General features: G+C 63.8%; 18 protein-coding genes. 11 read left to right on the top strand and 7 right to left on the bottom strand.

Translation table 11 applies throughout. The features are described 5' to 3' along the window. Positions 1-549 precede the first annotated feature (549 nt). Positions 550-1,275: an acetoacetyl-CoA reductase gene (gene phbB / locus NKH95_RS09640; protein WP_023814310.1), complete on the bottom strand. Its 726-nt coding sequence runs from the start codon at positions 1,273-1,275 to the stop codon at positions 550-552. Positions 1,276-1,368: 93 nt separating this feature from the next. After that, positions 1,369-2,547, bottom strand: a complete 1,179-nt coding sequence (locus NKH95_RS09635) for an acetyl-CoA C-acetyltransferase (protein ID WP_128305521.1) — start codon at positions 2,545-2,547, stop codon at positions 1,369-1,371. A gap of 301 nt (positions 2,548-2,848) precedes the next feature. Here NKH95_RS09635 and phaR point away from each other — a divergent pair, with 301 nt between their 5' ends. After that, positions 2,849-3,460: a polyhydroxyalkanoate synthesis repressor PhaR gene (phaR, locus tag NKH95_RS09630; protein ID WP_128305522.1), complete on the top strand. Its 612-nt coding sequence runs from the start codon at positions 2,849-2,851 to the stop codon at positions 3,458-3,460. A gap of 21 nt (positions 3,461-3,481) precedes the next feature. Here phaR and NKH95_RS09625 read toward each other — a convergent pair whose 3' ends face one another. Further along, a complete protein-coding gene (locus NKH95_RS09625; RefSeq protein ID WP_352891411.1) occupies positions 3,482-4,618 on the bottom strand; it encodes a citrate/2-methylcitrate synthase in 1,137 nt (378 codons plus the stop codon). 92 nt (positions 4,619-4,710) lie between these two features. Between NKH95_RS09625 and NKH95_RS09620 the strand changes: the two genes are divergently transcribed. From NKH95_RS09620 to NKH95_RS09610, 3 genes are all read left to right on the top strand, one after another. Continuing rightward, on the top strand, positions 4,711-5,799 hold the full coding sequence (locus NKH95_RS09620; RefSeq protein WP_352611414.1) for a citrate synthase/methylcitrate synthase: 1,089 nt from the start codon (positions 4,711-4,713) through the stop codon (positions 5,797-5,799). Positions 5,800-5,952: 153 nt separating this feature from the next. After that, complete coding sequence (locus tag NKH95_RS09615) at positions 5,953-6,768, top strand: 3-hydroxybutyrate dehydrogenase (RefSeq protein ID WP_031213135.1); 816 nt, start codon at positions 5,953-5,955, stop codon at positions 6,766-6,768. 46 nt (positions 6,769-6,814) lie between these two features. Beyond that, entirely contained in the window at positions 6,815-7,948 is a 1,134-nt protein-coding gene (locus NKH95_RS09610; protein ID WP_031213140.1) for a patatin-like phospholipase family protein, read from the top strand. A gap of 23 nt (positions 7,949-7,971) precedes the next feature. On the opposite strand, the gene NKH95_RS09605 is transcribed toward NKH95_RS09610, so the two are convergent. Then, a complete protein-coding gene (locus tag NKH95_RS09605) occupies positions 7,972-8,571 on the bottom strand; it encodes a TetR/AcrR family transcriptional regulator (protein ID WP_352750553.1) in 600 nt (199 codons plus the stop codon). Positions 8,572-8,693: 122 nt separating this feature from the next. Here NKH95_RS09605 and NKH95_RS09600 point away from each other — a divergent pair, with 122 nt between their 5' ends. From NKH95_RS09600 to NKH95_RS09575, 6 genes are all read left to right on the top strand, one after another. Beyond that, positions 8,694-9,155 (top strand): (2Fe-2S)-binding protein, encoded by a 462-nt coding sequence (locus tag NKH95_RS09600; protein WP_023810909.1) that lies wholly within the window; start codon positions 8,694-8,696, stop codon positions 9,153-9,155. Between the two features lie 2 nt (positions 9,156-9,157). Next, on the top strand, positions 9,158-11,431 hold the full coding sequence (locus tag NKH95_RS09595; protein WP_023810910.1) for a xanthine dehydrogenase family protein molybdopterin-binding subunit: 2,274 nt from the start codon (positions 9,158-9,160) through the stop codon (positions 11,429-11,431). Continuing rightward, positions 11,428-12,036: a hypothetical protein gene (locus NKH95_RS09590; RefSeq protein WP_128305530.1), complete on the top strand. Its 609-nt coding sequence runs from the start codon at positions 11,428-11,430 to the stop codon at positions 12,034-12,036. Before NKH95_RS09595 ends, NKH95_RS09590 begins: the two co-directional genes overlap by 4 nt. A 154-nt stretch (positions 12,037-12,190) precedes the next feature. Next, positions 12,191-13,363 carry an efflux RND transporter periplasmic adaptor subunit gene (locus tag NKH95_RS09585; RefSeq protein ID WP_352798107.1) on the top strand — a complete coding sequence of 391 codons (1,173 nt, stop codon included), beginning with the start codon at positions 12,191-12,193 and terminating at the stop codon, positions 13,361-13,363. Positions 13,364-13,449: 86 nt separating this feature from the next. After that, positions 13,450-16,629 (top strand): efflux RND transporter permease subunit, encoded by a 3,180-nt coding sequence (locus tag NKH95_RS09580; RefSeq protein ID WP_352440940.1) that lies wholly within the window; start codon positions 13,450-13,452, stop codon positions 16,627-16,629. 92 nt (positions 16,630-16,721) lie between these two features. Continuing rightward, entirely contained in the window at positions 16,722-16,880 is a 159-nt protein-coding gene (locus NKH95_RS09575; protein WP_023810914.1) for a DUF3309 family protein, read from the top strand. Here the strand turns inward: NKH95_RS09575 and NKH95_RS09570 are convergent. Beyond that, positions 16,849-17,904: an SDR family oxidoreductase gene (locus tag NKH95_RS09570; protein WP_352891410.1), complete on the bottom strand. Its 1,056-nt coding sequence runs from the start codon at positions 17,902-17,904 to the stop codon at positions 16,849-16,851. The genes NKH95_RS09575 and NKH95_RS09570 overlap by 32 nt on opposite strands. A 76-nt stretch (positions 17,905-17,980) precedes the next feature. Beyond that, the gene (locus NKH95_RS09565) at positions 17,981-18,190 is read right to left on the bottom strand and encodes a DUF680 domain-containing protein (protein WP_023810916.1); all 210 of its coding nucleotides are present in this window, start codon (positions 18,188-18,190) and stop codon (positions 17,981-17,983) included. A gap of 114 nt (positions 18,191-18,304) precedes the next feature. Between NKH95_RS09565 and NKH95_RS09560 the strand changes: the two genes are divergently transcribed. Continuing rightward, positions 18,305-19,213 (top strand): LysR family transcriptional regulator, encoded by a 909-nt coding sequence (locus tag NKH95_RS09560; RefSeq protein ID WP_023810917.1) that lies wholly within the window; start codon positions 18,305-18,307, stop codon positions 19,211-19,213. Here NKH95_RS09560 and NKH95_RS09555 read toward each other — a convergent pair. Continuing rightward, entirely contained in the window at positions 19,177-20,352 is a 1,176-nt protein-coding gene (locus NKH95_RS09555) for an MFS transporter (protein WP_352891409.1), read from the bottom strand. The two genes, NKH95_RS09560 and NKH95_RS09555, sit on opposite strands and share 37 nt — an antisense overlap. Positions 20,353-20,404: the final 52 nt, after the last annotated feature.

Here is a 20,404-nt window from a genome sequence, read left to right as displayed (position 1 = left end):
GGCTGCGGATTAACGGATAGAACGAGTCTGGAACGAATCGGCGACGAATCAGTGACTCCTGCAGATTCAGCTTTTGTTCACGGCTACATGTGGATTTCGCGACCGCGAGTCGCACCACATGCTGAATCGCTGAACTGGCCCGTTTGATGCTAAGAGGGCGTTGCCGTTAACCTTTGCCTGGAAACAATCACGGTGGCTTGGCGCGCCTCGACCAACATTATGAAATTGTTGATCTTTCTTAACCTGCGTTAAGCAGTTGGGCAGGCGATTCCGGCTGTCGTCGTTAACGTTCAGCTCATAGCCGGAACGAATCGGCGACGAATCGGCGATGGCGTAATTTTCCCGATTTGTTCACCTCAATATCTTGTGTTGTGAACAGTTTATCCACCGAGAATCCACAGGTTGCCAGGGAGCTTTTGCACAGGGCTGCTGCCGGCTGTTAACCTTCGCGTGCCGAATTGGGTCAGCTACGGTCGCGAGCACGTCAAAGGGACCGTGCCGGAAACGGGCCGGTGTGCCGGCCCGTCGATCTCCTACATCGCCACGTCGTCAGGCGAAGTATTGGCCACCGTTGGCCGTGATGGTCGAGCCGGTGATGAAGCCGGCATCTTCGGATGCGAGGAAGACTACGCAGCGCGCGATCTCTTCCGGTTCGCCGAGGCGACCGACGGGGATTTGCGGGATGATGCGGTCGTTGAGCACCCTCTCGTCGATCGCCTTGACCATCTCGGTGGCGATGTAGCCAGGGCAGATGACGTTGACGGTGATGCCCGCGCGGGCTCCCTCTTGAGCGAGGGCTTTGCTGAAACCGATGTCGCCAGCCTTCGCGGCGGAATAGTTGACCTGGCCGGCCTGGCCTTTCTGGCCGTTGATCGACGAGATGGTGATGACGCGGCCGAACTTGCGGTCGCGCATGCCGCTCCACAGCGGATGCGTCATGTTGAAGACGCCGGACAGGTTGGTGTCGATGACCTCTTTCCACTGCTCGCGCGTGATCTTGTGGAACATGGCGTCGCGGGTGATGCCGGCATTGTTGACCAGCACCGAGACCGGGCCGAGATCGGCCTCGACCTGCTTGATGCCGGCCGCGCAGGAATCATAGTCGGCGACCGACCATTTGTAGACCGGAATGCCGGTCTCGGCCTTGAATTTCGCCGCTGCGGCGTCATTGCCGGCGTAGTTCGCGGCAACCGAATAGCCGACGGTCTTCAATGCGATCGAGATCGCCGCCCCGATGCCGCGCGATCCGCCTGTGACGATTGCTACCTTGGTCATGCATTTCCCCTTTTTTTGATACCGCCCTGTTGTCGGGCTTGGCAGGCACTGGATACAGAACGGGCGGCTCGCGCCGCCCGGTTAGTGAGTTCTTCAGAGTGCTTCGATACACATGGCGACGCCCATGCCGCCGCCGATGCACAGGGTAGCGAGACCCTTCTTGGCGCCGCGCCGGCGCATCTCGAAGACCAGCGTGTTGAAGACACGGGCGCCGGAAGCACCGATCGGGTGGCCGATGGCGATGGCGCCGCCATTGACGTTGACGATCGAGGGGTCCCAGCCCATGTCCTTGTTGACGGCGCAGGCCTGCGCGGCAAAGGCCTCGTTGGCCTCGACCAGGTCGAGATCGCCGACCGACCAGCCGGCCTTTTCCAAGGCCTTGCGCGATGCTGGGATCGGGCCGGTGCCCATGATCTGCGGATCGACGCCGGCGGTTGCCCAGGACACGATGCGTGCCAGCGGGGTGATGCCGCGCCTCACCGCTTCCGCCTCGCTCATCAGCAGCGCGCCGGCGGCACCGTCATTGATGCCGGAGGCGTTGGCGGCGGTCACCGTGCCGTCCTTGTCAAAGGCCGGCTTCAGCTTGGTCATGGCGTCGAGCGTGGCGCCATGGCGGATGTATTCGTCCTGGTCGACAATGGTGTCGCCCTTCTTGCCCTTGAGTGTGACGGCGACGATCTCGTCCTTGAACTTGCCGGCCTTTTGCGCGGCCTCGGCCTTGTTCTGCGAAGCCAGCGCAAACTGATCCTGGTCTTCGCGGGTGATCTGGAACTGACGTGCCACGTTTTCGGCGGTGTTGCCCATGTGATAACCGTTGAAGGCATCCCACAGCCCGTCCTTGATCATGGTGTCGATCAACTTGAAGTCGCCCATCTTGACGCCGGCGCGCAGGTGCTGGGCATGGGTCGAAAGCGACATCGATTCCTGGCCGCCGGCGACGATGACCTTGGCATCGCCGGTGGCGATCTGCTGCATGCCGAGCGCAATGGCACGCAGGCCCGAGCCGCAAACCTGATTGAGGCCCCAGGCTGTGGTTTCCTTGGGCAAGCCAGCATTGATCGATGCCTGGCGGGCCGGGTTCTGGCCTTGCGCGGCGGTCAGCACCTGGCCGAGGATGACCTCGTCGACCTCGCCTGGTTCGACACCGGCACGTGACAGCAATTCCCTGATGACAACGGCACCGAGCTCATGCGCCGGGGTGGCGGCAAAGGCGCCGTTGAAGGAGCCGACCGGCGTGCGCGCCGCGCTGGCAATGACGATGGAAGCGGACATTTTCTTCTCCAGACTTCAAGGGTGTCGTTCTGTCGTTAGGGACTTTTCTTGCCCTTTCCCAACCCCAAGTCAAACCGGAAATAGGCAGGGCGCCCATGCGCCGCAAGCAGGTCGTGCCTTGCCATGGCGGCCATTCGTCCATTGCTGCGCAGCATATTTTGCCTGCTATGCAGCATTTAGTGATCCCGCACTGCACAAACTGCTTGGAATTGTGAAGCTTTTGCGCATATCCTCAAAAAAAAGGCACAATCGTTATCGGCGGCTTGCTCAAAGGCGCGCCGGTGTCCCCGGGAGGATGTAGATGGCCGCTAAAGACGATCCGATCATCATCAAGAAATACGCCAATCGCCGCCTCTACAACACCGGCACCAGCACCTATGTGACGCTCGAGGACCTCGCCGAGATGGTCAAGAAGGGCGAGGAGTTCACCGTCCAGGACGCCAAGACCGGCGACGACATCACGCATCCGGTGCTGACCCAGATCATCTTCGAACTGGAGAACAAGGACGGGCAAAACATGCTGCCGATCCCGTTCCTGCGCCAGCTCATCGCTTATTACGGCGACCAGATGCAGATGATCGTGCCGAGCTTCCTCGAACAGTCGATGCTCGCCTTTTCCAAGGAGCAGGAGCGCTTTCGCGAGCAGATGAAGGGGGCGATCGGCAAGTCGCCGCTCGACATGATGAAGATCACTACGCCGATCAAGGCGCTGGAGGAACAGACACGCCGCAACATGGAAATGTTCCAGAATGCGATGCGGCTGTTCACGCCGTTCCCGCCCGCTGGCTCTACGCCGGCGGCTGCGCCAACGCCCGAGCCGGCCAGGAAGGAAACGGCTGACAAGCCCGACGACCTTCAGGAGCTGAAGGACCAGATCGCGGCCATGCAGCGCAAACTCGACACGATGTCGTGAGCGCCTGGCGCTCTCGCGATCTTACGGCAGTATTCCCTCGTAGCGGCCGCGCGGCCGGATAAGGCCTCCGCCTGTTATCTGTTCGACCGTGTGCGCTGCCCAGCCGACGCTGCGTGCGAGCGCAAACAGGCGGAACGGCGTATCGCGCAAGCCAAGACTGCGCGTCAGCGCGGCCAGCCCAAAGTCGATGTTGGGAAGCGCGCCGGTCGCCGCAAAGGCAGCGTCGCGCAGCGACGATAGTGTGCCGTCAACCTCGATCACCGACAGAAGCGCTGCCCCTCGGGGGTCGCCGTCGGGATAGAGCTGATGACCGAACCCCGGCAGCGGCCGGTCATGGCTGAGCCAGCGCCGAATCGCCGCATCGGCGCCATGCCGCGCAGCATCCTCGGCCAGTTGCATCACCGCCTCGCCGGCGCCGCCATGGCGAGGGCCTGACAGCGTCGCGAGCCCCGCCAGCAGGCAAGCGGCCAGAGGCGCGCCGGTGGAGGCTGCGACGCGCGCGGCGAAGGTCGATGCATTCAGCTCATGATCGGCAAGCAGGACAAGCGCGCGGCGGATCGCATCTGCGCCGCCGGCATCCACCGACCAGTCCTGCGCAAGCCGCTGATGGACCGGATCCGGCCCCGCCGGTGCGCCCAGCGCGGCGGCCAGCACGCCGACCGCGTGCGCGGCGTCGGCATGCAGCGAGGCGGCGCTGCGCCCAAGCGATGGGCGCCCCTGGCCGGCAAGCACGGCAAGTCGCGCAAAGGCCGCAGCCCGGCCAGCTTGATGGGGTGCGTCCGGCAATGGTGCTTCGAAAGCCACCGGTTCCGGCAGAGCCCAGAGAACGGCGGCGGCTTCTTCCAGTGTGGCGTGCCCGGAGAGCACCGCGGCGTCCTGCCCGCGATAGATGAGCCGACCGTGCGAGACGGTCGAGATCGCCGTTGCGATCGAGGGCTCGCCCCAGGCAATGGCGCTTTCAGCGATGGCTGATGGGCTCCGTCCGCGCGCCCTCCGCGTTGCCAGCGCTTCTATATCGTCGGCACGATACTGGCTGCGGCGCGGATCGGCGCGGTCGGGCCGCATGCCGATGCGCCCACGGCTGACATAGGCGTACAGCGTCTGCGCCCGCACCTTGAGCCTCTCCAGCGCTTCTTCTCTGGACAACCACTCCGACATATCGAACCCCAATATTGATTCTATTGATCAAGATTGATGGAAACGTTGCCCATCTCTATCTCCGATCTGGAAATGCTTCAAGGAGACAGGCTATGGCGAATGGGCTCGATGACGTGGTGGCGGCGGAAACCGTGCTTTCCGATGTGGATGGTCTTGGCGGCCGGCTGACGATCCGAGGTCATTCGCTGCCCGAGCTGGCCGGCCGCTGGGACTATGCTCAGGTGATGCGCCTGCTGCTCGACGGCTTCTTCGACGACCTTCCCGCCGACGCGAAGCTGACGGGTGAGCTGGGCCAGGCACGTGCTGAGGTGTTCGAACGGCTTTTACCCTCGTTGCCCCGGCTGGCGTCGCTCGATGTCTACAGCGCCATGCGCGCCGGCATGGCGCTGCTGCCGGACGGCGACACATCGACGAACGCCTTGCTGCTCATCGCAGCGCCCGCCGTGCTGACGCCGGCCCTGCTGCGCCTGCAGCGCGGCGAGGAGCCGATCGCGCCGGACAGCCGGGCCGATCATGCCGCCGACATGTTGAGGATGCTGAACGGCAGCGTCGCCTCGCCGGCGCTGGCGAAGGCGCTCGACACCTATCTGGTGACCGTCTGCGACCACGGCCTCAACGCATCGACCTTTGCGACGCGCGTGGTGGCCTCGACGCAGGCCGGCCTGACATCCTCCGTGCTGGCCGGGCTCGGCGCACTCAAGGGGCCGCTGCATGGCGGGGCGCCCGGTCCGGTGATCGAGATGCTGGATGCGATCCAGGCGCATGGCGATGCCGCCGGCTGGCTTCGCGACGAGATCGCGCACGGCAGGCGCATCATGGGCTTCGGCCACCGCATCTACCGCGTGCGCGATCCGCGCGCCGATGTGCTGAAGTCCGTCGTGCGGCAACTCGGCGGCGAGGGCGAAACCGGCCGCCGGCTGGCATTCGCGGAGACAGTGGAACAGGTAGCGCTCGACGTGCTGCGGATCGCCAAGCCGTCGCGCTCGCTGCAGACCAATGTCGAGTTCTACACCGCGCTGCTGCTGGAGGCGGCGGGCTTTCCGCCACAAGCTTTCAGCAATGTCTTTGCCACCGGGCGCGTCGCCGGCTGGATCGCGCATGCGCGCGAGCAGCAGACGATCGGGCGGCTGATCCGCCCGCAGTCGCGCTATGTCGGGCCTGTGCCGGAGCTGGCTGCCTGAGGCTTATCGGCGCCTGGCGAGCGACCGGCGATCCAAACGATATCCTCCTGGTGAGCGGCCGTGTGGCCGCTTATGACGAAAATTTCATCTCGCCCACAAATCTGGCCGCTGTTATTGCGTCGTATTGAGCATATATGCTGCACTGCAACATAGATGCATTCTTGCCGTAACCAGAGGATTCCGCCCTTGGCCGCCAGAAAAACCGCAGTCATCACCGGCTCCACATCGGGCATTGGCCTGGCCATCGCCCAGGCGCTGGCGGCCGAAGGCCGCAACGTCGTCGTCAACTCTTTCTCCGACACGACCGCCGACCACGCCATGGCCGACGCGATTGCCAAACAGTATGGAGTGAAGACCGCCTACATCAAGGCCGATATGTCGAAACCGGCGGAATGCCGGGCGCTTGTCGCCAAGGCGGCCGAAACATTCGGTTCGGTCGATATCCTGGTCAACAATGCCGGCATCCAGCATGTCGCGCCGGTGGAAGAGTTCCCGATCGAGAAATGGGACGCCATCATCGCCATCAACCTGTCGTCGGCATTCCACACCATTGCAGCCGCCATTCCGCTGATGAAAAATGCCGGCGGCGGGCGGATCGTCAACATCGCCTCGGCACACGGCCTGGTCGCGTCGCCGTTCAAGTCGGCCTATGTCTCGGCCAAGCACGGCATCATGGGATTGACGAAGACCGTCGCGCTCGAACTGGCGCGCGAAAAAATCACCTGCAATGCCATCTGCCCGGGCTATGTGCTGACGCCGCTGGTCGAGGCGCAGATCCCCGATCAGATGAAAGCCCATCAGATGGACCGCGAGACCGTCATCCGTGAGGTCATGCTGGACAAGCAGCCGACCAAGGAATTCGTCACGGTAGAGCAGATCGCGGCAGCGGCGGTGTTCCTGTGCTCGGACGCGGCAGCGCAGATCAACGGCACGCATCTCTCGGTAGATGGCGGCTGGACCGCCGCGTGAGGCGCGAAATCTTCTCATCTACCCAAAACGCACCAAGGACGACGCCATGACCAAAAACGGCAAGGCGGAGGAGACGAAGAAGACGATCAACATCGCGCTTCAGGGCGGCGGCTCGCACGGGGCCTTTTCCTGGGGTGTGCTCGACCGCCTGCTGGAGGACGGACGGCTGGAGATATCAGCAGTGTCCGGCACCAGCGCCGGCGCCATGAACGCGGTGGCGCTGGCCGACGGATATGTGCGCGGCGGTGTCGAGGGAGCGCGGCAAAAACTTGAGGATTTCTGGCGCGCGGTGGCGGCCAAGGGCCGGTTCAGCCCAGTGCAGCGCATGCCGTGGGATGTCGCCTGGGGCAACTGGTCGATCGAGAATACGCCTGGCTATGTCTTCTTCGACACCATGTCGCGGGTGTTCTCGCCCTACGTCGCCAATCCGCTCGGCCTTAACCCGCTGCGCGACGTGGTGGAGCAGGAGATCGATTTCGACAATGTCCGCGCCTGCAAGTCGATGGAACTGTTCATCTCGGCGACCAATGTCGAGACCGGACAGTTGCGCGTTTTTTCCGACGGCGAGATCGACCTCGACGTGGTGATGGCTTCGGCCTGTCTGCCGCAATTGTTCCGCGCCGTCGAGATCAAGGGCGTGCCCTACTGGGACGGCGGCTATGGCGGCAACCCGGCGCTCTATCCGTTCTTCAAGACCGCGGCGACCGAGGATGTGCTCCTGGTGCAGATCAATCCGGTGGTGCGGGAGGGAACGCCAAGGAGCGCCAACGAGATCCAGAACCGCATCGACGAGATCACCTTCAACGCCGGGCTGCTGCGAGAATTCCGCTCGATCGCCTTCGTCAAGGAACTGATCGCCGCCGGCCGTCTGCCGCATGGCGAATATCGCGACATCCGCATGCACCGCATCGATGCCGACGAGGCGTTCAAGGACCTGTCGGCGTCATCAAAGGTCAATGCCGAATGGGCGTTCCTGACGTATCTCAGAGACCTCGGCCGCACAGCCGCCAGCGACTGGCTGGAAGAGAATTACGACGCCGTCGGCAAGCGACCGACGCTCGATCTCTCCGGCGAACTCGATGACGGCTTCAAGCCGGTGCGCGGTCCGGCACCCGGCCGGCGGGTCAAGGAATTCCTCGCTGTGCGCAAAAATCCGGAGGTGGTTCGCCGTCGGGCCTGAACTGAAACCCGATACAGCTGGTTTCATCGAGCTTTCAAGGCGAGGTCGATCACCCTGATCAGGGCAGCGGCCGCCTGCCGCTGTCCCTCCGGATCTCTGATCCGCGCCTTCATGCCTTCCAGCCCGTCGAGCAGCATGTCGGTGAGCAGTTGCGCCGACAGGCCCCTGGCCGCCAGGTCGACGCCGTTCCTGGCTGCCTCCCCCTGGATCGCGGCGCCGATGTGTTGGCCAAGCCCGCCGCGCCAGCAGCCTACCAGATCGCCAAGGCTCGATTTCATATCCAGCAATTCGGCGCCGTGCGGCGAGGCAACGACCGCGCCCATCATCGAGATGAATGCCTCATCGATGGCCCGCATCATGCGCTCGGTGAAAGGGCCATCGCCGGATAGGGCAATCTTTGCCGCCTCGACCGAGCGCGACAGGATCATCATGGCGATGGCGCGGAAAATGTCGGTCTTGTTCTTGAACAAGAGATAGAGCGCCGGGCGCGACATGTCTGCGGCGCGGGCGATGTCGTCCATGGTGGTGCGGGTGAAGCCATAGGCCAAAAACACCTTCATCGCGCCATCCAGGATACGGACGCGTTTGGGATCTGTGGCGGCGATGTCTTCGATCTGGTTCATGGAGCAATTCTATCCTGCAAAATCCTATTTGACAAAATGACGAAATTTGTCAATCTGTATTGGGCGAAACGGTCGAGAGGACGCTTCGCCCTTGGCAGTGGACGACAACAAAGGGTATCCCCATGCGCCTTACCGTCGACGGTCAGTCTTTCGATATCGATGCCGATCCTGACATGCCGCTGCTGTGGGCGCTGCGCGATCTCATTGGCAAGACCGGGCCGAAATTCGGCTGCGGCATCGCCGCCTGCGGCGCCTGCACGGTTCATGTCGACGGTCAGCCGGTGCGTTCCTGCTCACTCCCGGTTGGCCAGGTCAGCGGCGCTGTCACGACCATCGAAGGCATCGGCACAGCAGGCGGACTGCATCCGGTGCAGCAGGCATGGCTGGAGGAACAGGTCGCGCAATGCGGCTACTGCCAGGCCGGCCAGATCATGAGCGCGGTGGCGCTGCTCGACGAAGTCGCCAGCCCAAGCGACGCCGACATCGACAACGCCATGGGCGGCAATCTCTGCCGCTGCGGCACCTATCCCAAAATCCGCTCGGCCATCAAGAAGGCCGCGGCGCTCAAGACGGCGGGGCTCTGACCATGGCCAGTGTCGGAAAGATCGCCCGCCGCACGTTTCTGATCGGCGCTGCCGCCGTCGCGGGCGGCGTTGCCGTCGGCTACTACTATTATCGCAAGCCTTTTCCGAACCCGCTCGAGGCCGAGCTCGGCAAGGGCGAGGCGACCTTCAACCCCTATGTGAAGATCGGCGCCGACAACACCATCACCATCGTCGCGCCGCGGGCCGAGATGGGGCAAGGCATTTCGACGACGCTCGCCGTCATGGTCGCCGAAGAACTCAATGTGAGCCTCGACCGGGTCAAGGTCGAGCACGGCCCCGCCTCCCATGCCTATTACAACGCCGCGATCCTCGAAGAGGGCGGTCCGTTCGCCTTCTTCGACGAGAGCATGACCGCGCAGGCGGTGCGCTCGGGTCTCGGTGTGGTCGGCAAGTTCCTTGCCCTGCAGGGCACTGGTGGTTCGGCTTCGACACGCGACGGTTTTGACAAGATGCGGCAAGCGGGTGCAGTCGCCCGGCAGATGCTGATCGCGGCTGCGGCGCAAAAACTCGGTGTCGCCGCCGCCGATCTGGAAACGGCCGACGGTTCGATCCTGCACAAAGCGTCCGGCAAGTCGCTGACCTATGGCGCGGTCGCCGCGGCCGCCGCCGCGATGGCGCCGCCGGCCGAAGTCAGGCTCAAGGACCGGGCCGACTGGAAACTGCTGGGAAAGCCGCAAAAGCGCATCGACATGCTGGCCAAGGTGACCGGGGCGCCGATCTTCGGCATCGATGTCAGGCTGCCGGACATGGTCTACGGCACGGTCAAGATGAGCCCGCGCTTCTGGTCGGCGCCGATCAAGGCGGACCTCTCGAAAGCCGAGAAAATGCCCGGTGTGATCAAGATCGTGCCGCTGGAGACGAATTACGGCCATGGCTTCGGCATCATCGCCGACAACACATGGGCGGCATTCAAGGCGGCCGAGGCGATCGATGCCCAGTGGTCCGATCCCGAATACCCGCTCAGCAGCGCCGCTATTTCAGATGTCCTGAAGCAGGCGCTCGGCACCAAGGGGTCGGTGATGCGCGACAATGGCGACGTCGACACCGCCTTTGCCGACGCGCCGCGTGAAAGGATCGTCGAGGCCGACTATGCGGTGCCCTATCTGGCGCATGCGACGATGGAGCCGATGAACGCCACGGCGCAGCTCAGGGACGGCGCGCTCGACATCTGGTGCGGCAACCAGGCGCCGACCCTGGTGCGGCAGCTTTGCGCCAACGCGGTCGGCATCGAGCAGGACAAGATCACTGTGCACACCACCTTCATGGGCGGCGGTTTCGGCCGGCGCGTCGAGGTTGACTACGCGCTGTGCGCCGCGCTGATGGCGAAGGAGACGGGCGGGCGCCCGATCAAGGTGACCTGGACGCGTGAAGAAGACATGCGCCACGACGCCTACCGGCCGGCCGCTATCGGCAAGTTCCAGGCGCGGCTCGGCGACGATGGCATGCCGGTCGCCGTCGACATGAGGATGGCCTCGCCATCGGTGATTGCCGGCATGCTGCGCCGGCTGTTTCCTTCGATATCGCCGCTCGGTCCCGACAAGAGCATCGTCGACGGTGCCTATGACCAGCCCTACACCATTCCGAACTACCGGGTCAGCGGTATCGCGGCGCCGGTCTCCATCCCTGTCGGCTCCTGGCGCTCGGTCGGCAGTTCGGTCAACGGCTTCTTCCATGAGGGTTTCATGGACGAGATCGCCATTGCCGGAAAAATCGATCCGGTCGAGATGCGCAAGAGACTGATGGCCGCTTATCCCTCGGCGGTGAAGGTGGTGGAGAAAGTCGCCGCGATGGCGAAATGGGGCGAGGCGCTGCCCGCCGGCAAGGCCAGGGGTATCGCCTTCACGCTGTCCTTCGGCAGTTGGGTCGGCGAGATCGTCCAGGTGGCGGACACGCCGGCCGGCATCCGCATCGAGAAGGTGTGGATCGCCGCCGATGTCGGCACCGCGCTCGATCCCGGCATCATCGAGGCGCAGCTGATTTCGGCCGCCATCTACGGACTCTCCGCAGCTATGGGTCAGGAAATCACCTTCGCCGACGGCATGGTCGAACAGTCGAACTTCCACGATTTCGACGCCATGCGGATCTTCCAGTGCCCGGTCTTCGAAGTCGCCATCCTGGAAAACTTCCACAAGATGGGCGGCGTCGGCGAGGTCGGCACACCGCCGGCGGCTCCGGCGCTCGCCAACGCCATCTTCGCGCTCACCGGAAAGCGCGTCCGCACGCTGCCGCTGTCGAAAACGGTGGCCTTCGCATGAAGAAGCTCCTCATCATGCTGACGCCTGCTGCCATGCTCGTGCTCGCAGCGCCGTTTGCGATCGCGCAAGAGAGCCAGATGCCGGCGCCGGCGACCGTCGACGCGGCGAAAGGCCTGTCCGAATGGGACAAGGTCTATGCGGTGTTCTCGCATCCGCGCTGCGCCGACTGTCATGTCGCGGACGAGCGGCCGCGCTGGTCGGGTGCGCATTACGGCGGTACGCGCGTTCACGCCTTCAATGTCCAGCGGGGTGCTGACGGGTCGGGCTTCGGCAATCCGGGCCTGCGCTGCACGACTTGCCATTTCGCCAGCAATTCCAAGGCATTGCACGGTCCGCCCGGGGCCGAGAACTGGCATCTGGCGCCAGCCGAGATGGCCTGGTTCGGCAAATCCTCGGCCGAAATCTGCGCCCAGATCAAGGATCCCCTGCGCAACGGCAACCGTAGCTTGAAAGATATCGCGCTGCATGTTCGCGACGACAGATTGGTCGCCTGGGGCTGGGCGCCAGGATCGGGTCGTGAACCAGCCCCGGGCTCCGCCGAAGCAACCTATCAAGCGATCGAAAACTGGGCAGCGGCCGGCGCATCTTGTCCGCCGGCGCAATGATCTTGCAACTTTCAGACTATATTGCGGTGCAACTTTGATGTAGAAGCGCGCTTCGCCGATCACGGCAAATTGAACACGGCTCGGCGCGCACCCATATCGGCGACGCGCCCGCGTTATGAGGACGCTGGCCGAACCCGCAGTGGAAAAAACGACGATGAGAATCAGGTTTCACAAGCTTGCAGCCGTTGTTGTGCTCATTGGTTTCGCGGCGTGGATGGCGACAGGCGAGTTTTCGTCGGTCGGCAGCGTAGCCGCCAACAAAGCCAAAGCAGCCGAAGCCGAACAGGCCAAGGCGCCGGACGCGAGCAAGCCGAAGACGGCGGAAGCCGAGCCGAAGGCACCGCTGCGCACGGTCGCGGTGGTGACACCGCCTCGCAAGACCTATGCACGCGCCATCCGCATTTCCGGGCTGACCGAAGCCGACAAGCGGGCGGTGCTGGCGACGCGCGTCGCCGGTGTCATCGACAAGCTACCTGTCAAGCAAGGCGATCACGTCAAGACGGGGGATCTGGTGCTGATGTTTGCGGCGGAAGAAAAGATCTCGATGGTCGACAACGCCAAGCAGTTGGTGGTGCAGCGCCAGGCCGAGCTGGACGCAGCCTTGCGGCTGATGAAGACCGGCAATCTGCCGAAGCTGCAGCTCGACACCGCGCGCTCGAACCTGACCTCGGCGCAGTCGCTGCTGGAAACGGCACAGGCCGAACTCGACCGCAACGAGGTGAAGGCGCCTTTCGACGGCGTTATCGACCGGGTGCCGGTGGAACTTGGCAGTTCCGTCATGCAAGGCGGCGAGGTGGCAACCATCCTCAAGCTCGATCCGGTGATTGCCCGTGGCGAAGTCAGCGAGCGCGATCTCGGCTATCTCAAGCTCGGCGACAAGGCCACCATACGGCTGGTCAGCGGCCAGACGGTCGAAGGCACCGTGCGCTACATCAGCCGCGACGCCTCGTCGGCGACCCGCACCTTCCGCGTCGAGGTTGCCGTCCCCAATGCCGACGGCTCCGTGCCGGCCGGCATGACGGCGGAAATCGCGCTCAACGCACAGCCGACCGACGCGGTGCTGCTGCCGCGCTCGGTTGTGACGCTCGGCGACAAGGGCGACCTCGGCATCCGTGCCGTCGGCAAGGACAACAAGGTGGCGTTCTTCCCGATCGACCTCGTTGACGACACGCCGACCGGCCTCGTCCTCGGCGGCATACCGGCCGACGCCCGCATCATCGTCGCCGGCCAGGAACTGGTGAAGGAAGGCGATCTGGTCAATCCGGTCGAGGCCGACCAGGCGATCATCAAGAAGCTGCTCGGCGAGGCGACGACCGGCACCCAGTAGCGTAGCACAAGTCGCGACGGACTAGCCCTGGGCGGGGACAATCGGCTGCGACGCAGCTCGTGGAAATTCAAGAACAGGCGTTAGCCATGGATATCGTCAGACTCGCAATCAACAATGCCCGCCTGACCATTTCGGTCCTCGTCTTCCTTCTGCTGGCGGGCTGGGTCGCCTATCAGGCGACGCCAAAGGAAGCGGAGCCCGACGTTCCGATTCCGATGATGTATGTCAGCCTGATCTATCAGGGCATTTCGCCCGAGGATTCGGAGCGGCTTCTGCTGCGGCCGATGGAAAGCAAGCTGAAAAGCCTGAAGGGCCTCAAGGAGATGCGTTCGGCCGCCTTCCAGGGCGGCGGCTACGTGCTGGTCGAGTTCCAGCCGCAGACCAATCTGGCCACCGCGCTGCAGGACACGCGCAGCAAAGTGCAGGACGCCAAGGCCGACCTGCCGCAGGCGGCGGAAGAACCCGTCGTCACCGAAGTCAACATTTCCGAATTTCCCGTGCTCGTCGTCACGCTCTCGGGAAATCTGCCCGAACGCGTGCTGACCGCCGCCGCGCGTGAACTGCGCGACCGCATCGAGGAGGTTCCCGGTGTTCTCGAGGGCTCGCTGCAGGGTGCGCGCGATGATCTCGTCGAGGTCGTCATCGATCCGATGAAGCTGTCTTCCTATGGATTGCAGCTCGATCAGTTGATCGGTGCGGTCGGCAACTCCAACAGCCTGGTCGCCGCCGGCAACATCGAAGGCTCGGAGGGCAAATACGCCGTCAAGGTGCCGTCGCTGATCGAAACGCCGGAGGATGTCGCCGCACTGCCTGTGGTCGCCGGCCCCAATGCCGTGGTGCAGGCCAAGGACATCGCGACGATCCGTTCGACCTTCAAGGATGCCGAGACGGTGACCCGTCTCAACGGCAAGCCGGCCATCGCCATCGAAGTCAAGAAGCGCATCGGCTCCAACCTGATCGACACCATCGCCAAGGTGCGAACGGTGTCCGACGAGTTCGTCAAGTCGATGCCCGAGGGCATGAACGTCACCTACACGCAGGACAAGTCGGTCTTCGTCAACCAGCTGCTCGGCGACCTGCAGAACCATGTGATGATCGCCGTCATCCTGGTGTTCATCGTCATCCTCTACGCGCTGTCCGGCCGCGCCTCGCTGCTCATCGGGCTTGCGATTCCGTCGTCGTTCCTGATCGGCATCCTGCTGCTGGCGATGATGGGCTACACGATCAACATGATCGTGCTGTTCAGCCTGATCCTGGCCGTCGGCATGCTGGTCGACGACGCCATCATCGTCACCGAGTTCGCCGAACGGCGGATGAGCAAAGGCATGCCGAAGGAGGAAGCCTTCGCGCTCGCAGCCAAGCGCATGGCCGGTCCGGTCATCGCCGCGACGATGACGCGCATCGCCGCCTTCTCACCGCTGCTGTTCTGGCCGGGCATCATCGGCGACTTCATGAAGTACATGCCGATCACGCTGATCGTCACGCTGTCGGCCTCGATGCTCTATGCGCTTGTCTTCGCGCCGACGCTGGGTGCGATCTTCGCCAAGGCGCCGCCGCATCATGAGGATGACAATCGCGACGGCTGGTACATGGCGATCGTCAAGCAGGCGGTGCGCTTCCCCATCACCGTGCTGGTGCTGACCGTCGCGCTCTTGTTCGGCGTCGGCTTTGCCTATTCGAAATACGGCGCCGGCGTCGAGTTCTTCCCGAATGTCGAACCGGATTACGGCCTGCTCTACGTGCATGCGCGCGGCAATCTTTCGCTGGCCGAAATGGATACCGCGACCAAGATCGCGGAAGACAGGCTGCTCGGCTGGCCGGGCGTGAAGTCGGTCTACACCCGCGTCGGCAAGACGCAAGGCGGCGGCCAGGATATCCCCGAAGACGTCGTCGGCGTCATCCAGTACGAATTCATCGACTGGCGCGAGCGCAAGGCGGCGAACCACATCCTGGACGATCTGCGCGGCGTCATGGCCGGCATTCCCGGCGTCGATGTCGAGGTGCGCGTGCCGGAAGCCGGTCCGCCGACCGGCAAGCCGATCCAGATCAGGCTTTCGGCCGTCGACCCCAAGGGGCTCGACGACAAGGCCCGTGAGGTTGCGGCGCGCATCGGCAAGGTGCCCGGCGTCATTGATATTTCCGACGGCCTGCCGCCGCCCGGTGTCGACTGGGCGCTCGAGGTCGACCGTGCCAAGGCGGCGCAGTACGGCATCAGCCCAACCTCGGTCGGGACGGTGGTGCAACTGGTGACCAACGGGCTGAAGCTCTCGGAATACCGGCCTGCCGGAGCCGACGACGCGGTCGACATAAGGCTGCGGCTGCCCGAAGACCGGCGCACGCTGTCGACGCTCGACGAACTCAGGGTGCAGACCTCACAAGGCTCGGTGCCGATCTCGAACTTCGTCGTGCGCAAGCCCGAGCCGACGGTCGGCATCCTCAACCGCATCGACGGCGCGCGTACGGTGGTCGTCCAGGCCAACGTCGCCGCCGGCGCTCAGGTCGCGGCTGTGCAGGAGCAGGTCACCAAAGCCGTCTCCGACATGGATCTCGGCAGCGGCATCCGCTGGAAGCTGGCCGGCTCGAACGAGGACAGCGCCGAAGCCAGCGCCTTTCTTAGCAAGGCCTTCGGGGCGGCGATCTTCCTGATCTTCCTGGTGCTCTTGGCGCAGTTCAACAAGTTCACCAGCGTCTGGCTGGTGCTGTCCTGCGTGGTCATGGCGACGATCGGCGTGTTCCTCGGCCTGCTGATAACAGGCGAGACGTTCGGCATCGTCATGTCGGGCATCGGCGTCATCGCTCTGGCCGGCGTGGTGGTGAACAACAACATCGTGCTGATCGACACCTATGACCGGCTGCGTGAAGAAGGCTGGGACAAGGTCGAGGCGGTGCTGCAGACTTGCCGCGAGCGCGCCCGTCCGGTGGTGCTGACGGCTGTTTCGGCCATTCTCGGCGTGCTGCCGATCGCCTTCGGCCTCGGGTTGGAAATCTTCCATCACGAGACGACGATCAACGCGCCGTCGACGCAATGGTGGATTTCGCTGTCCTCGGCGATCGTCTTCGGCCTGTCCTTCGCCACCGTGCTGACGCTGGTGGTGACGCCGTCGATGCTGATCGTGTTCACCCGCGCCAAGGTCAAGCCGGGCGCACGGCGCGGTTGGTTCAGCCGGCTGTTCCGGCGTGGCAAGGGCGAGATTTCCTCGACCGATGCGCAGGGGCAGGATACCGGAGCCGAGCCGGATATCGCCTTTCCGAAAGCCGCCGAATAGACCAATGCCGATTTGACCGCAAAAGGCCGCCCGGAACAACCGGGCGGCCTTTTGCATTGTTCTTGGGCGAAACGTCGAATTGCGGGGTTCTCATGCCGATCACCACCATCGTCATCATCGTCCTGGTCCTTATCCTCATCGGCGCGGTGCCGGCCTGGCCACATTCGCGCTCCTGGGGCTATGGGCCCTCGGGTATTGTCGGCGTGGTGCTGGTGGTGCTTATGGTGCTGCTGTTGATGGGACGGCTCTGAGGCGCCCTCTCAGTCCGCGGAGATTGTCAATGTGCGGAGGAGCATCGCCCGCCATCGCGGACGTCAGGGCAGCTTTCGCAACGCCGGTCACGGTGGCAATGCCGATATCCCCGAGAGCTTCAGTGACGGCCTGATCCAGCGGCGTGTGCGGGATCGCGCCGATGATGCCTTCCAGCCTTGCCGACGCCAGTTGGTGCGGTTCGAAGCGCAGATAGGACATCGACACGATCTCACGCCACATCGCCACGAACGGGCTACCGGCGCGCAGCACCCACCAGGCCATCGAGGTCATCTTGAGCGGACGCCCAAGCGCCTTCTCTGCGGCTGCCTTGATCTCCAGGTCGGTGACGGGATGGCCGGGGAAGTTGAAGGCTTCATAAGCGCCGAGCTTGTCCAGGTTCTGCGCCAGTCCGACGAAAGCCCTGGCCAGATCCGGTAGGTAGGCCCATTCATGTACGAGGTCGACCGGGCCGGGCGCCGTATAGATACCCTTGTTGATCTTGGCAGCGACGACCAAGTCGAACCACGAGCCGCTGCCGGTGCCGCCGAAGAAGTCGCCGGCCCGCAAAATGATGGTGCGGACGCGGCGTGCTTCGGCCTCGCGGTGAAACAGGTCCTCCATGGCGACGCGGATGCGCCCCTTGTCGGTCGTCGGGCGGAACGGCGTGTCTTCCGTGATCACCTCCGGCATCGGCGATCCGTAATTGTATACGGTCCCGGGAAAGAGATGCAGTGCGTTGTTGGCATGGCAAGCGGTCATGACATTCTCGGCGATCGGCAGGCACTTGACCCATTCGGTGTAGATCGGGTTGAGGCCGTTGAAGATGATGTCGACACCTTCCGTGGCGCGGATCAGCGCTTCCCGGTCGAGCGCGTCACCGGCAACGGCCGTAGCGCCTTCAAGTTCAGTTGGCAGTTTGCCGTTGCGGGTGACGGCGCGGACCTCGTAGCCCGCGTCGATGAAGGCCTTGGCGACCACGCGGCCGAGCCGGCCATTGGCACCGAGAATTGCGATACTGGTCATTGGAAGCACTCCTGGGTTGGGATTTGCGTGGTCGGTCTGGACGCGCGATCGGGATCAGCGACAAGCGCGATCGAGATCAGCGGCTGCCGAAGAGGTCGCGGTTGCTGCCTTGCGTGACCGGCTGCCGGACGGCCGCATCCGGGTTGTGGATCGAAGCGGTGGTCGTGTTGTCGGTGCTGGTGACAGTCGGCTGGCTGGCGTCGTTCGACCCAAACTTGTCGCTGCCGGCAAAAGCGGCGCTGACGGAAATGAGGATGGCGGCGGTGGTGAGAGCGATCTTGGTCATCTGAGTTCTCCTGGTTGGTGTTTGCAGTCCGTGTTGGTGTCTGCAGCCGGAATATGGTCGCTCCGAACGCGAATGGAAATTGACTACAGATGGCGATCTGATATTCATAAATGAATGGCTGAAATCGACTGGAACCTGATCAAGAGCTTTGTCGCCGTGGCGGAATCCGGCAGCCTGTCGGCCGCCGCGCGAAAGCTTTCGGCCAGCCAGCCGACGCTTGGCCGTCACATCGGCGAGTTGGAACAGGCGCTGGGCGTCACACTGTTCCGTCGAGGACGGCACGGCTACGAACTGACGGAGGCCGGCAGCACGCTGTTCGAACGCGGCAAGGCGGTCAGTGAGCAGGCAAGCGCCTTCTCATTGCTGGCGCTGGGTTCGGTAGAGGCCATCGAAGGCACGGTGCGCATCGCCGCCAGCGAGGTGGTGGCGGCCTATGTCCTGCCTGAAATGACGATGCGGCTGGGGATCGAGGAGCCCGGCATCGAGGTCGAGATCGTCGCCTCCAACCAGGTCGAAAACCTGCTTCGTCGAGATGCCGACATCGCCATCCGCATGGTCAAGCCGGCGCAGAACGAGCTGATGGCACGCAAGGTCTGCGATATCGAGCTCTGCGCCTGCGCCGCCAAATCCTATCTCGACAGGCGCGGCCCTCCGCTGAAGCCCGCCGACCTTGTCGACCACGACCTGGTCGGCTTCGACCGCGGCGACGAGATCATCAGGGGCTTTACCCAGCATGGTATCCCCGTCACCCGGAGCAGCTTCCGCTTCAGGGCCGACAACCAGATCGTTTTGTGGGAAGCGGTGCGGGCGGGAAACGGCATCGGCCTCGGTCAGGAGCCGCTGGCCGACAGGGATCCTTTGATAGAGAAGGTGCTGCCTGACCTGCCGCTGCCAGTTCTGCCGGTGTGGCTGGCGATGCATCGCGATGTGCGTACCAGCGTGCGCATCCGCCGGGTGGTGGATTTTCTGCATGAGGAGCTGAAACGCTATTCGGCGGGTGCTGGCGCGAATTCGGCGCGGTGAGCGAGCCCGGCCATCAGCAACACGATGATCAGCAGTCCCGACATGGTGATGAAGATCGGGCCGAAGCTGGAATGCTCGGCAACGAAGCCGATCGCCGACGGCGCCACCAGTATGCCGCAGTATCCGATAGTGGTGACCACGCTCATGCCGGTGCCGGAAGACATGCCTTCCTGGTTGCCGCCGGCCGAAAAGATGATTGGCACCATATTGGCGATGCCGAAGCCGCAAAAGGCAAAGGCTGCAATAGCGAGCCAGGGCGAGGGCGCCAGGCCAGCCACCAGCATGCCGACCGCGGCTACGAGGGCCGACACGCGCAGCGTCGTCACCGCGCCGAAGCGATTGCGTATGCCGTCGCCGAAGAACCGCGTAACCGCCATGACGCCCGAAAATCCGGCGTAGGCGAGGCCGGCAACGGCGAGATCGGCGCCGAGTTCCTGGCGCAGATACAGGGCTGCCCAGTCGAGCACCGCGCCTTCGGAGATCATCGCCAGCAGCGCCATCAGTCCGATCAGATAAACCAGCGGGTTTGCCGGCAGTGCGAATTTGTGGTGCTCGGCTGCCTGCGGTCTGTCTTCGGTGAGGAGATGGCGAACGGCCACCGCGATCACCGCGAAGGCAAACACCGTTACCGCCGCCGCGTGGGCGAGGTGGCCGTAGTGCTGGATGGCAAAGCCGCCGAGGCCGCCGCCGGCGAAGCCGCCGAGACTCCAGAAGCCGTGCGAGGACGACATGACGGCGCGGGAGAGCCGCCGTTCGACCACCACGGCATTGGCATTCATGGCAACGTCCATGCCACCGATCGAGCCGCCGAAGATGATCATGGCCGCGGCCGCCAGCGGTACGTTGGGCGCCAGCGCCACGACCATCAGACCGAGGCTGCCGCACAGGACGAACCAGCGCAGTACGGTGCGCGAGCCATGTCTGGAAATCAAATGGCCGCACCAGGTCATCGCGACGACGGCACCGACGCCGAATAAGAGTATCAGCAGACCGAGCGTGAACTTCGAGATCTCCAGCCGGGTCAGGAACACCGGAATCTGCGGCGCCCAGCTGCCCGTCAGGAAGCCGTTGGCCAGGAAAATGGCCGCGAGCGCCCATCGTCCGCGAATGGCAGTCAGCTTGGCAGTTGACGCGTTCATGAGGCGAATCCCGCTGAAAATGGCTTCGCGCGGCAAATTAGATCGATTCAAT

It is taken from the genome of Mesorhizobium sp. M0848, assembly GCF_040319805.1.
Taxonomy (GTDB): Bacteria; Pseudomonadota; Alphaproteobacteria; order Rhizobiales; family Rhizobiaceae; genus Mesorhizobium.
The sequence above is the reverse complement of the archived record's forward strand: the minus strand, read 5'-3'. Positions and strand labels throughout refer to the sequence as shown.